At 57.0% G+C, this 12,107-nt stretch carries 10 protein-coding genes and 4 pseudogenes; 6 read left to right on the forward strand and 8 right to left on the reverse strand.

Features of this window, described 5'->3' with window-relative positions:
- Nucleotides 1–79 precede the first annotated feature (79 nt).
- The 6 genes and pseudogenes from acpS to HT085_RS07390 all read right to left on the reverse strand — a co-directional run bounded on the left by acpS (nt 80) and on the right by HT085_RS07390 (nt 5,452).
- Nucleotides 80–457 carry a holo-ACP synthase gene (gene acpS, locus HT085_RS07360; RefSeq protein WP_003695557.1) on the reverse strand — a complete coding sequence of 126 codons (378 nt, stop codon included), beginning with the start codon at nt 455–457 and terminating at the stop codon, nt 80–82.
- Nucleotides 458–506: 49 nt separating this feature from the next.
- Complete coding sequence (gene pdxJ / locus HT085_RS07365) at nt 507–1,235, reverse strand: pyridoxine 5'-phosphate synthase (RefSeq protein ID WP_003695556.1); 729 nt, start codon at nt 1,233–1,235, stop codon at nt 507–509.
- A 52-nt stretch (nt 1,236–1,287) separates the two neighbouring features.
- Nucleotides 1,288–2,031, reverse strand: a complete 744-nt coding sequence (recO, locus tag HT085_RS07370) for a DNA repair protein RecO (RefSeq protein WP_003695555.1) — start codon at nt 2,029–2,031, stop codon at nt 1,288–1,290.
- Nucleotides 2,032–2,067: 36 nt separating this feature from the next.
- Entirely contained in the window at nt 2,068–3,195 is a 1,128-nt protein-coding gene (pheA, locus tag HT085_RS07375) for a prephenate dehydratase (RefSeq protein ID WP_003689394.1), read from the reverse strand.
- Nucleotides 3,196–3,235: 40 nt separating this feature from the next.
- A pseudogene (locus tag HT085_RS07380) lies at nt 3,236–4,461 on the reverse strand (multidrug effflux MFS transporter); the annotation flags it as partial.
- Between the two features lie 115 nt (nt 4,462–4,576).
- Complete coding sequence (locus HT085_RS07390; protein ID WP_003689397.1) at nt 4,577–5,452, reverse strand: DMT family transporter; 876 nt, start codon at nt 5,450–5,452, stop codon at nt 4,577–4,579.
- A 182-nt stretch (nt 5,453–5,634) separates the two neighbouring features.
- On the opposite strand from HT085_RS07390, the pseudogene HT085_RS07395 reads away from it, so the two are divergent.
- From HT085_RS07395 to HT085_RS07420, 5 genes and pseudogenes are all read left to right on the forward strand, one after another.
- Nucleotides 5,635–6,039 (forward strand): annotated as a pseudogene (locus tag HT085_RS07395) (pilin); the annotation flags it as partial.
- A 669-nt stretch (nt 6,040–6,708) separates the two neighbouring features.
- A complete protein-coding gene (gene lpxC / locus HT085_RS07405) occupies nt 6,709–7,632 on the forward strand; it encodes a UDP-3-O-acyl-N-acetylglucosamine deacetylase (protein ID WP_003687007.1) in 924 nt (307 codons plus the stop codon).
- A gap of 128 nt (nt 7,633–7,760) precedes the next feature.
- A pseudogene (locus HT085_RS07410) lies at nt 7,761–8,162 on the forward strand (pilin); the annotation flags it as partial.
- A gap of 137 nt (nt 8,163–8,299) precedes the next feature.
- Nucleotides 8,300–8,695 (forward strand): annotated as a pseudogene (locus HT085_RS07415) (pilin); the annotation flags it as partial.
- A gap of 642 nt (nt 8,696–9,337) precedes the next feature.
- Nucleotides 9,338–10,045 carry an opacity family porin gene (locus HT085_RS07420; RefSeq protein ID WP_172763944.1) on the forward strand — a complete coding sequence of 236 codons (708 nt, stop codon included), beginning with the start codon at nt 9,338–9,340 and terminating at the stop codon, nt 10,043–10,045.
- Here HT085_RS07420 and HT085_RS07425 read toward each other — a convergent pair.
- Both HT085_RS07425 and HT085_RS07430 read right to left on the reverse strand, forming a co-directional pair.
- On the reverse strand, nt 10,019–10,177 hold the full coding sequence (locus HT085_RS07425) for a hypothetical protein (RefSeq protein WP_154235881.1): 159 nt from the start codon (nt 10,175–10,177) through the stop codon (nt 10,019–10,021). The two genes, HT085_RS07420 and HT085_RS07425, sit on opposite strands and share 27 nt — an antisense overlap.
- 149 nt (nt 10,178–10,326) lie before the next feature.
- Nucleotides 10,327–11,139 carry a carbon-nitrogen hydrolase family protein gene (locus HT085_RS07430; RefSeq protein WP_003689398.1) on the reverse strand — a complete coding sequence of 271 codons (813 nt, stop codon included), beginning with the start codon at nt 11,137–11,139 and terminating at the stop codon, nt 10,327–10,329.
- A gap of 84 nt (nt 11,140–11,223) precedes the next feature.
- On the opposite strand from HT085_RS07430, the gene HT085_RS07435 reads away from it, so the two are divergent.
- Nucleotides 11,224–12,096, forward strand: a complete 873-nt coding sequence (locus HT085_RS07435) for a prephenate dehydrogenase (RefSeq protein WP_003693577.1) — start codon at nt 11,224–11,226, stop codon at nt 12,094–12,096.
- The last annotated feature ends 11 nt before the right edge of the window (nt 12,097–12,107 follow it).

Consider the following 12,107-nt stretch of genomic DNA (forward strand, 5'->3'; position numbering starts at 1 on the left):
CGGGTATGCGGTTGGTCGGTCGGAATGCAAATGAGGGAAGGGCAATGCCGTCAACGGGTTTGCCGAATTTCAGACGGCATTATTTTTCGGCAACGGCAAACGCCAACACGGTATCGCCTTCGTCCGCCATACTCAGGCTGACGCGGCTGATGCCTTGTTCTTCCAGCCATTCGGACAGGGCGGGGCCGTAGAAAAATTCGGGCTTGCCCAATGCGTCGTGCCCGATGCCGATGTTGCAGAAGGAAACCGCGCCTCGTATGCCCGTGCCGACGGCTTTGGCGAAGGCTTCTTTGGCGGCAAAGCGTTTGGCAAGGTAGTTGACGGGTTTGCCCGCCTGCGGAAATTCAAGCAGCTCTTCGGGAGTGAGTATGCGCCCTGCAAACGCCTGTCCGAATTTTTTGTTTAAGCGGATGATGCGCTTGAGGGAAACGATGTCTGTACCGATGCCGTAAATCATATTTGCGCTCCTTTTTCGTGAAATGCCGTCTGAAACGGTTTGCCTGCCCTTACGGCAGCAGCCTTGCCCTGAACATCGCCTCCTTCATCTGGCGCACGGCTTCGGGAAGTCCGAGGAAGAGGGCTTGGGCAATCAGCGAATGCCCGATGTTCAGTTCGCGGATGGCGAGGATTTGGGCGACGGGGGTAACGTTGTGTATGGTCAGTCCGTGTCCGGCGTTGACGACCAAGCCCAAATCGCCGGCGAAATGCGCGCCGTTTTGGATGCGCTCGAACTGCCTGATTTGTTCGGCGTGGCTTTGTGCGTCGGCATATGCGCCGGTGTGCAGCTCGACAACGGGCGCGCCGACATCACGGGCGGCTTGGATTTGCCTGTCGTCGGCATCGATAAACAAGGACACGCGTATGCCCGCGTCGGTCAGGATTTTGGCGAATTCGGCGATTTTTTCCTGTTGCGCCAATACGTCCAAACCGCCTTCGGTCGTGATTTCCTGCCGTTTTTCAGGCACGATGCACACGTCTTCCGGCATCACTTTAAGCGCGTTTTCGAGCATTTCTTCCGTCAACGCCATTTCAAGGTTCAGGCGCGTGCGGATGGCGTTTTTGACGGCAAATACATCCGCGTCTTTGATGTGGCGGCGGTCTTCGCGCAGGTGCATGGTAATCAGGTCTGCACCGTGCGTTTCGGCAACCAGTGCCGCCTCCACGGGGCTGGGATAAGTCGTGCCGCGCGCGTTGCGGACGGTGGCGATGTGGTCGATGTTGACACCCAGAAGCATAATGTTTCCTTTTCTCTTCGTTTTCCTGTTTGACGGCATGGTGCGGGCGCAGCTACGCGGTATTGCGGTCGAACTGCCTTATCTGTTCCAACACCTGCCGCGATTTCAAGCCTTCGGGAAGCAGCGTGCCGATTAGCAGCCGTGTGATTTTCAATGCCTGTTGCAGGCTTTCGGCGGTGCGGAAACTGCCTTCGCGCAAATCGATCAGGCTCTGCCCTTCGACAATTGCGCCGGCTTCGTGCGAAAGCGCGCCTGTGTCCCGGCATACGGGCATGACCGCCTCTTCGGGCATCAGCCGGTAGGTTTTGTCCGCCAAAATATCGCCGCCCGTGCCGTCGGCGTGCAAATCGGGGGCAACGCCCAAGGCATTGAGCAGCTTCCATTCGAAGCGGCGCAAATCGGCAATATGGTTGGCTTCACGGCACACTGCCTCCATCACTTTTGCCAACGCGTCGTACAGTTCGGACATCGGGTCTTCGCGCGCGGTCAGTTTCAACACCAGCTCGTTCACATACAGACCGCTGAACAACGCCCTGCCCTGCGGCTGCCGCCATCCGCCCATCCATTCGGCGCGGTGCAGGGTTTTGAGTTCCTGACTGCCGTACCACGACACGCTGGCAGGGACGAACGGAACCAATACGCCGCGCAGCTCGCTCTGCCGTTTGCGCGCGCTGCGCGCCAGCAAAGCCACACGCCCGTAACGGCGGCTGAATGCTTCAACCCGCAGGCTGCTTTCGCGCCAAGGCGAAGATGCCAGCATAAAAACGGGTTCGTGGTTGACTCGGTATTCGGACATAATCGTTGTGGAAATGCCGTCTGAACGCTGCCGCGACTACAAAACGGCAGTCGGATACGAACCGATGGCTTTGACAAACGAAGCGCGTTCGCCCAAGCGTTCCAATGCCGTCTGAATCTGCGCGTCCCGGCGGTGTCCTTCGATGTCGATGAAGAACAGGTATTCCCACAAAACGGATTTGCTCGGACGGCTCTCAAACTTGGTCATGGAAATACCCGATTCGGTCAGCGGTTGCAGCAGCGAGGCAACCGCGCCGGCGCGGTTGGGCGCGGAAACGGCCAGCGAGGTTTTGTCGCTGCCGCTTGCACCGGTTTCGTGATGTCCCATGACCAGAAAGCGCGTGGTGTTGTTCGGTTCGTCTTCGATGCACTCGGCAACCATATCGAGTCCGTAAATTTCCGCCGCCGTGCGTCCGGCGATGGCGGCAACCGTACCGTCGTCCGATTCGGCAACCAGCCTTGCGGCTTCGGCATTGCTGGACACGGCAATCCGTTCGGCATTGGGCAGACGCCTGCCCAACCAGTCGTTGCACTGCGCCAACGCCTGCGCGTGCGAAAATACTTTGGCGATACCCTCGGTGCTGCCGTTGTTTTTGCGCAACAGGTTGTGGTGGATGCGCAAAACGACTTCGCCGCACGCCTGCAACGCGGTAACGGCAAGCAAATCCAATGTGCGCCCGACCGAGCCTTCGGTCGAGTTTTCCACGGGCGCGACCAGATAATCCGCCTGACGGGTTTCAACCTGTTTGAAGCAGTCGTCTATGGTCGGACACGCCATTGTATGCGCGGCGTGTCCGAAATGCTTGATTGCCGCCTGTTGGGTAAACGTGCCCTGCGGCCCCAGATAGGCGATGGTCAGCGGACGTTCGACGGCGAGGCACTCGCTCATCACTTCCCGAAACAGGCGTGCTACCGATTCGTCGGGCAGCGGGCCTTTGTTCAAATCCTGAATGCGGCGCAACACGGCAACCTCGCGTTCGGGGCGGTACACCGCGCCCGTGCCTTTCAGCTCGCCGATGGCGTGGGCATGTTGCGCGCGTTCGTTGAGCAGGCGCAGAATTTCGGCATCGATGGTGTCGATGGCGTTGCGGTGCGGGATGAGGAGTTCGTCGATAGTTTGGGACATAATTTCGCCTGAACGGTAATTTGCCGTGCATTCTAACATCAAATGCCGTCTGAAGCGGTTTCGGACGGCATCGGTTTACAAGTATTCGCTTTTTTTCGTTTTCCTTCCACGCCTTGTGCGAGCAGAGCCACAGAAGCGCGATGCCGCAAGAGGTAGGGCCGCCATAGTTGCCGCCATCACAGTTGCCGAACCGTCGTGCAGGACGGTTGCCGCCATGCCCACGCCCGCGCCGATTAAGGACCGGAATACACCCGACACGGCGTTCGCGCTGCCGCCCTCTTCTTTGAAATAAGACATAAAGCATGCCTGCGTGTCCGCACCGACCAGGCCCTGCGTACCGACGGAAAACATCACGCACGCAACCGGCAGCCAAAACGGGGGCAACCCGAAAAACAGCACGGCGGCGAGTTGGGACGGGTTGGCGGCAAATTGGACGACAATCCCCCGCAGCAGGATGCTTTGCGGATGCGCGCCGGTTTTAAGCCGCCACGCGGTAACGCGGCTGAAAAACATCATCGTGATGATGTTGAGTGCAAACACCCATGCGTACCGGTGCGGCGTAACGTGGTAGAGCTGCCGGTACACGAAGGAAGATTCGGTCAGAAAGGCGAACATCGAACCGAAGCTGAATGCCTGAAAAAACAGATAACCCATCGCGGCACGGGTTTTCAATACGCGCTTGAACCGCCCCGCCACCAGCCCGAACACATCCCTGCCGATTTTGCCGCCGACGGCGGGATTGGGCAGGAAATACTGTACCAAACCGGGCAGCACCGGCGAATACGCCGCCAAGAAAACGAAAATCGCCCGCCATCCGCCCAATCCCTGCAACAATGCGCCGACCATGGGTCCGGCCAGCGGCACAACCATCAGAATGATGCCGATAAGGGCAAACATCTGCGCGGCTTTGCGTCCGGAATAATAATCGCGCACCATCGCACCGACGATGACTACAGCCATGCCTGCGCCGAACGCCTGTACCGCACGCAGGTTAAGGAGCTGTTCGGTACTCGAAGCAAATACGATGGCGGCAACGGCAAGGCAATATACAATCAAACCGGTCAGGGCGACGGGTTTGCGCCCTTTGATGTCGGACACCGCGCCGCCGGCCACTTGCCCGAACGCCGTGCCGAACATAAACAAACTCAGACTCTATTCGATACGGTGGATATCCGCGTTCAGCGGCTGCGCCATTTCGGGAATCGCGGGCAGGTAGGCATCGGTGGAAAACGGCATCAGCGCGACCAGTACCGCCATCAAAACCGCCATCAGTTTTCCGCTCATCGGAGGAAGGGTCGGAGACATGGTTTTTCCGTTCAAATCAAATAAAGAAACCGTCGCAAACGACGGTCGGTACGGGCGCAAGTTTAACATATCGGACGGCGGGGCAAAACCGAAGGATATGCCGCCCGAAACCGCTTCAGACGGCATTGCCGTTTTGCGCGTCCCTGCGCGACAGCCGGCCGGCGGCGAAAGTGGCGGCGATGACGACAAACACGCCCAAGGCGGACACGGGCGATAAATGTTCGCCCAAAATCAAAACCGCCAACAGCACGCCGACGACGGGTTCGAGCGAAATCAACAGTCCCGACGCGTTGGCAGGAACACGGCTCATCCCCTTGTTCCACAGCCAATAGGCGTACCAGCCGCACCCCAAACCCAAATACAACAGCGACAATACCATCCCGACGCTCCAGTCCACGGTATAACTTTGCGCCAAAGCAAGCGAAAACGGCAGGCACATCAACGATGCGGCGGCAATGGAAACAGATGTGAATGCCGGTGCGCCGATGCGGGCAATCAGCCTTTGCGTCGGACGCATAGCGGCACAAAAGCCCGCGCCCGCCAACAACACCAGCAGGCAGCCGAACCAGCCGACTTCGCCGCCCTCTTCCGCACCGCCCGCCATCAGCAGCGCGACACCGGCAAATGCCGCCGCGCCGCATATCCAGTGGTAGGCACGCGCTTTGTCGTTGAAGAAAAAGTGTCCGACAAACACCATCAGCAGCGGCTCGAGTCCGACAATGACCGATGCGCTGGCGGCGGAAGTGTATTTCAACCCGACAAACTGAAGCAGCAGGGTCAGCACATAGTTGACGAACGACACAATCAGCAACGGCTTCCATTCCTCACGCGGAATCTTGCCGACATGACGGCGGCAGGCGGGCAGTGCAGGCAGCGCGGCAATCAGCAGGCGCACGCCGACCATCAATGCGGGATCGATGCCGCCATAAACATATTTGGCGGCAATAAACGAGCTGCTCCAGATAATCAGGGCAAGGATTTGGTAAAACATAGTGAGTGGTAAAGTCAGATGGTCATACAAAAGTATAGCGGATTAACAAAAATCAGGACAAGAAGGAATGCCCGAACCGTCATTCCCGCCACTTTTCGTCATTCCCGCGAAAGCGGGAATCTGGAATCTCGGACTTTCAGATAATCTTTGAATATTGCTGTTGTTCTAAGGTCCGGATTCCCGCCCGCGCGCAAGTTTCCGAAGCCATCCTTTTGGCCGAAGGTCAAAAATCAGCCGTTACCGAATATTACCTGAATAACGGCAAATGGCCGGAAAACAACGACTCTGCCGGCGTGGCATCCTCCCCCACCGACATCAAAGGCAAATATGTTAAAGAGGTTGAAGTTAAAAACGGCGTCGTTACCGCCACAATGAAATCAGACGGCGTAAACAAAGAAATCAAAAACAAAAAACTCTCCCTGTGGGCCAAGCGTGAAAACGGTTCGGTAAAATGGTTCTGCGGACAGCCGGTTAAGCGCGACAACGCCGACGCCGACGACGTTACCGACGACGCCGGCGGCAACGACAAAATCGACACCAAGCACCTGCCGTCAACCTGCCGCGATACGTCATCTGCCGGTAAGTGATTTTCCACGGCCGCCCGGATCAACCCGGGCGGCTTGTCTTTTAAGGGTTTGCAAGGCGGGCGGGGTCGTCCGTTCCGGTGGAAATAATATATCGATTGCGCTTCAAGGCCCTGCATGTGCCTCATTGCCACCCGTTTAAACACGGTTTTTATCTGACAGGCGCGCAACCCGCCCACTCATTTGCCGAACAAGCGGTCCGGACTCCCGCCCGCGCGGGAATCTAGGCCGGTCGGTGCGGAAACTTATCGGGAAAAAAGGTTTCTTGAGATTTTACGTCCTGGATTCCCACTTTTGTGGGAATGACGTGGTGCAGGTTTCCGTACGGATGGATTCGTCATTCCCGCGCAGGCGGGAATCCGGACCTTAGAACAACAGCAATATTCAAAGATTATCTGAAAGTCCGGGATTCTAGATTCCCGCCCGCGCGGGAATGACGGGATGTATAGTGAATTAAATTTAAACCAGTACGGCGTTGCCTCGCCTTTTCGTACTATCCGTACTGCCTGCGGCCCGCCGCCTTGTCCTGATTTTCGTTAATCCGCCATACATTTTCATGCGGCTTACGTGTTGGAAACGGATACATTGGCAAATACTATTGAAAAACATAGCCTGTTTTTCCGGTTTTATCGTATTATTCCGAAACTTACCCCATTGATAAGGAAGCGGTTTATGCTGCAAAGAACTTTGGCGAAATCCATCGGCGTTACCGGAGTCGGGCTGCATTCGGGCGAACGCGTCGCGCTGACCCTGCACCCCGCGCCTGAAAACAGCGGGATTTCCTTCCGCCGCACCGATTTGGACGGCGAGATGGGCGAACAAATCAAGCTGAACCCTTATTTGATCAACGATACCCGCCTTTCATCCACCATCGTTACCGACAAAGGCCTGCGCGTCGGCACCATCGAACACATCATGTCCGCACTGTCCGCCTACGGCATCGACAATGCGCTGATTGAGTTGAACGCGCCCGAAATCCCGATTATGGACGGCTCCAGCCTGCCGTTTATTTACCTCCTGCAAGATGCGGGCGTTGTAGACCAAAAGGCGCAAAAGCGTTTTTTGAAAATCCTCAAACCCGTCGAAATCAAAGAAGCGGGCAAATGGGTCCGATTTACGCCGTATGACGGTTTTAAGGTAACGCTGACCATCGAATTCGACCATCCTGTTTTCAACCGCAGCCCGCCTACGTTTGAAATTGATTTCGCCGGCAAATCCTACATCGGCGAAATCGCGCGCGCGCGCACTTTCGGCTTTATGCACGAAGTGGAAATGATGCGCGCCCACAATCTCGGCTTAGGCGGCAATTTGAACAACGCCATCGTGATTGGCGACACGGATGTCCTGAATCCTGAAGGCTTGCGCTATCCCGATGAGTTTGTGCGCCACAAAATCCTCGACGCCATCGGCGATTTGTATATCGTCGGACATCCGATTGTCGGCGCGTTTGAAGGCTACAAATCGGGACACGCCGTCAACAACGCCCTTTTGCGCGCAGTTTTGGCAGACGAAACGGCTTACGAATGGGTGGAATTTGCCGACAGCGATGATTTGCCCGACGCATTTCACGAGCTGAACATCAGAAATTGCGGATAACGCCCCCTTTTCCAAACAAATGCCGTCAAACAGATGCCGTCATTCCCGCGCGGGCGGGAATCTAGGACGTAAAATCTGAAGAAACCGTTTTACCCGATAAGTTTCCGTACCGACGGGGCTGGATTCCCGCCTGCGCGCAAGTTTCCGAAGCCATCCTTTTGGCCGAAGGTCAAAAATCAGCCGTTACCGAGTATTACCTGAATAACGGCGAATGGCCGAAAGACAACGCTTCTGCCGGCGTGGCATCCACCCCCACCGACATCAAAGGCAAATATGTTCAGAAAGTTGAAGTCAACAACGGCGTCGTCACCGCCCAAATGAATCCAAGCGGCGTAAACAAAGAAATCCAAGGCAAAAGACTCTCCCTGTGGGGCAGGCGTGAAAACGGTTCGGTAAAATGGTTCTGCGGACAGCCGGTTAAGCGCGACGACACCGCCGCCAAAGCCGGCACCGACAACGGCGGCAAAGGCAAAATCGAAACCAAGCACCTGCCGTCAACCTGCCGCGATAAGGCATCTGATGCCACCTAAGGCAAATTAGGCCTTAAATTTCAAATAAATCAAACGGTAAGTGATTTCCCACGGCCGCCCGGATCAACCCGGGCGGCTTGTCTTTTAAGGGTTTGCAAGGCGGGCGGGGTCGTCCGTTCCGGTGGAAATAATATACCCGCGCGCAAGTTTCCGAAGCCATCCTTTTGGCCGAAGGTCAAAAATCAGCCGTTACCGAGTATTACCTGAATAACGGCAAATGGCCCGCCGACAACGGCGCTGCCGGCGTGGCATCCTCCGCCACCGACATCAAAGGCAAATATGTTAAGGAAGTTAAAGTCGCAAACGGCGTCGTTACCGCCACAATGAATTCAACCGGCGTAAACAAAGAAATCAAAGGCAAAAGACTCTCCCTGTGGGGCAGGCGTGAAAACGGTTCGGTAAAATGGTTCTGCGGACAGCCGGTTACGCGCGCCAAAGCCGACGCCGACGCCGACGCCGCCGGCAAAGACACCACCAACATCGACACCAAGCACCTGCCGTCAACCTGCCGCGATAACTTTGATGCCAGCTGAGGCAAATTAGGCCTTAAATTTCAAATAAATCAAACGGTAAGTGATTTCCCACGGCCGCCCGGATCAACCCGGGCGGCTTGTCTTTTAAGGGTTTGCAAGGCGGGCGGGGTCGTCCGTTCCGGTGGAAATAATATATCGATTGCGCTTCAAGGCCCTGCATGTGCCTCATTGCCACCCGTTTAAACACGGTTTTTATCTGACAGGCGCGCAATCCGCCCCCTCATTTGCCGAACAAGCGGTCCGGACTCCCGCCCGCGCGGGAATGACGGCTGCAGATGCCCGACGGTCTTTATAGCGGATTAACAAAAATCAGGACAAGGCGGCGGGCCGCAGGCAGTACAAATGGTACGGAACCGATCCGCCCGGTGCTTGGGCGCCTTAGGGAACCGTTCCCTTTGAGCCGGGGCGGGGCAACCCGTACCGGTTTTTGTTCATCCGCCATATTGTGTTGAAACACCGCCCGGAACCCGATATAATCCGCCCTTCAACATCAGTGAAAATCTTTTTTTAACCGGTTAAACCGAATAAGGAGCCGAAAATGAATCCAGCCCGCAAAAAACCTTCTCTTCTCTTCCCTTCTCTTCTCTTCTCTTCCCTTCCGCAGCGCAGGCGGCAAGTGAAGACGGCGGCCGCGGCCCGTATGTGCAGGCGGATTTAGCCTATGCCGCCGAACGCATTACCCACGATTATCCGGAACCAACCGCTCAAAAAAAAGGCAAAATAAGCACGGTAAGCGATTATTTCAGAAACATCCGTACGCATTCCGTCCACCCCAGGGTGTCGGTCGGCTACGACTTCGGCGGCTGGAGGATAGCGGCAGATTATGCCCGTTACAGAAAATGGAACGACAATAAATATTCCGTGAACATAAAAGAGTTGGGAAGAAACGATAAGACCTCTTCTGGCAGCAGAGGCCATCTTAACATACAAACCCGAAAGACGGAACATCAGGAAAACGGCACATTCCACGCCGTTTCTTCTCTCGGCTTGTCAACCATTTACGATTTCGATACCGGTTCCCGCTTCAAACCCTATATCGGCATGCGCGTCGCCTACGGACACGTCAGACATCAGGTTCGTTCGGTTCAACAAGAAACCATTGCTGTTACCACTTACCCAAGCGACGGTAGTGCGAAAACTTCTGTTCCATCAGAAATGCCCCCCAAACCTGCCTATCACGAAAACCGCAGCAGCCGCCGCTTGGGCTTCGGCGCGATGGCGGGCGTGGGCATAGACGTCGCGCCCGGCCTGACCTTGGACGCCGGCTACCGCTACCACTATTGGGGACGCCTGGAAAACACCCGCTTCAAAACCCACGAAGCCTCATTGGGCGTGCGCTACCGCTTCTGATTCCCCGACACCGATGCCGTCTGAACCTTCAGACGGCATTTTTAATCGCCCGCCGTTTACAGGCGCGGGGCGGGCGCAGTAAAATACCCGAACCGTCATTCCCGACAACACCGTAATCTCGAAACCCGTCATTCCCGCGCAGGCGGAAATCCGGACCCCTGACGCGGCGGGAATCTATCGGAAATAACTGAAACCCCGCGTCCTAGATTCCCACTTCCGTGGGAATGACGGTTCGGTTGCTACGGCCCGCTGATTCCCCGACACCGATGCCGTCTGAACCTTCAGACGGCATCCAAAACCCGGTGTTTCAAGGCGGGCAGGCGGTTGCGGACGCTGTTCAGGCGGTTGGCATCGATGTCTGCCGTAACGATGCCTTCGCCTTCGGGTAATACGTCCAACACGTCGCCCCACGGATCGACAATCATACTGTGTCCGAACGTGCGCCGTCCGTTTTCGTGCAAACCGCCCTGTGCCGCCGCCACGACGTAACATTGGTTTTCGACGGCACGCGCGCGCAGCAGCAGCTCCCAGTGCGCCTTGCCCGTCGTATGGGTAAATGCCGCCGGCAGCATCAATACGTCAAACGGCAGTTGGCGGCGGAAAAATTCGGGAAAGCGGACATCGTAACAAATACCTGCCGCCACCGGCATGCCTTCTGCCGACAAGTGCGGCACTTCCCGCCCTGCGCGGATGGTATCGGCTTCGGCATAGCGTTCGCCCAAACCGGAAAAACCGAAGAGGTGCATTTTGTGGTACAGCCCCGTCCTTACGCCGTCGCACCCGTACACCAATAAAGTATTCATGACCTTGCCCGCTTCGGGGCTTTGCAGCGGCACGGTTCCGCCGAACAGCACCACGCCGCATTCTTTCGCCGTTTCGCTCAATGCCGTCTGAAAGCGTCCGCCGCCCAAAGGCTCGGCAAGTGCGAGTTTGCCGGTATCGTTTGCGCCCATCAGCACCCAATATTCGGGCAGCAGCACCCAATCCGCACCCTGCTCCGCCGCCCGTGCGACCAGGCGTTTCATGGCGGCGACGTTGGTTTCCGGCGACACGCCCGACACCATCTGCACGGCGGCAACTCTGATTTTGTCCATTTCTTCTCCTTTTTCCTGCCGACCTTGCGGCATATTCCGCCGATAGGCTACCATGGCGGCACTTTGCGAAAACCGTTTACACAAATGCCCATTTTGAACCATATTGCCCTCATCGGTGTAGGGCTGATCGGCGGTTCGTTCGTTCTCGACCTCAAAAGGCAGGGACTCGTCCGCACCGTTACCGGTATCGACACCGACCGCGACAACCTCGAACGTGCATTGGAACGCGGCGTGATTAACCGGGCTTCCGTCGTCATCGACGCGGACAGCATCGGCGGTGCGGACTTGGTACTGATTGCCACGCCCGTCGCCACCGTTCCCGCCGTTTTAACCGCGCTGCGCCCCGTTTTGCCGGAACACACTTGGATTTCCGATGTCGGCAGCACCAAATCTTCGGTCATCGAAGCCTTCCGCCGCTGCCTGCCCGACCGCCTGCACCGCTGCATCGCCGCACACCCGATTGCCGGTTCGGACAGAAGCGGTGCGCAAGCCGCGCAGTTCGGGCTGTTCCGCCACAGAAAACTCATCATCACGCCCCACGGCGGCGAAGATTCAGACGGCATCGCATTGGTAGAAAACCTGTGGCGCGCGGTCGGTGCGGACATTTTCACGATGGACGCGCAACACCACGACGCGGTTTTCGCCGCCGTCTCCCATATGCCCCACCTGACCGCCTTCGCCTATGTCCACCAGATTCTCGACCACCCCGACGGACAGGAATATCTGAAATTCGCCGCCACGGGCTTTCGGGACTTCACCCGCATCGCCTCCGGCCATCCCGCCGTGTGGGCGGACATCTGCCTTGCCAACAAAGACAGCCTGCTGCAACTGGTTCAAGGCTTGGGCAAACAGTTGGACGTTTTGGCAGACATCCTGACCGCCGACGACCGCGAAGCCCTGTACCGCTATTTTGAAGAAGCCAAAACCACGCGCGACCGCTGGCTGGACGGCAACTGACCGCCATGCCG

The organism is Neisseria gonorrhoeae, assembly GCF_013030075.1.
GTDB lineage: Bacteria > Pseudomonadota > Gammaproteobacteria > Burkholderiales > Neisseriaceae > Neisseria > Neisseria gonorrhoeae.

Coding starts and splice junctions, on each gene's coding strand:
- recO (WP_003695555.1), bottom strand. CDS start 2,031: ATGTCCGAATACCGAGTCAACCACGAACCCGTTTTTATGCTGGCATCT.
- HT085_RS07425 (WP_154235881.1), bottom strand. CDS start 10,177: ATGACGGGTTTCGAGATTACGGTGTTGTCGGGAATGACGGTTCGGGTA.
- acpS (WP_003695557.1), bottom strand. CDS start 457: ATGATTTACGGCATCGGTACAGACATCGTTTCCCTCAAGCGCATCATC.
- HT085_RS07430 (WP_003689398.1), bottom strand. CDS start 11,139: ATGGACAAAATCAGAGTTGCCGCCGTGCAGATGGTGTCGGGCGTGTCG.
- HT085_RS07390 (WP_003689397.1), bottom strand. CDS start 5,452: ATGTTTTACCAAATCCTTGCCCTGATTATCTGGAGCAGCTCGTTTATT.
- pdxJ (WP_003695556.1), bottom strand. CDS start 1,235: ATGCTTCTGGGTGTCAACATCGACCACATCGCCACCGTCCGCAACGCG.
- HT085_RS07435 (WP_003693577.1), top strand. CDS start 11,224: ATGCCCATTTTGAACCATATTGCCCTCATCGGTGTAGGGCTGATCGGC.
- pheA (WP_003689394.1), bottom strand. CDS start 3,195: ATGTTAGAATGCACGGCAAATTACCGTTCAGGCGAAATTATGTCCCAA.
- lpxC (WP_003687007.1), top strand. CDS start 6,709: ATGCTGCAAAGAACTTTGGCGAAATCCATCGGCGTTACCGGAGTCGGG.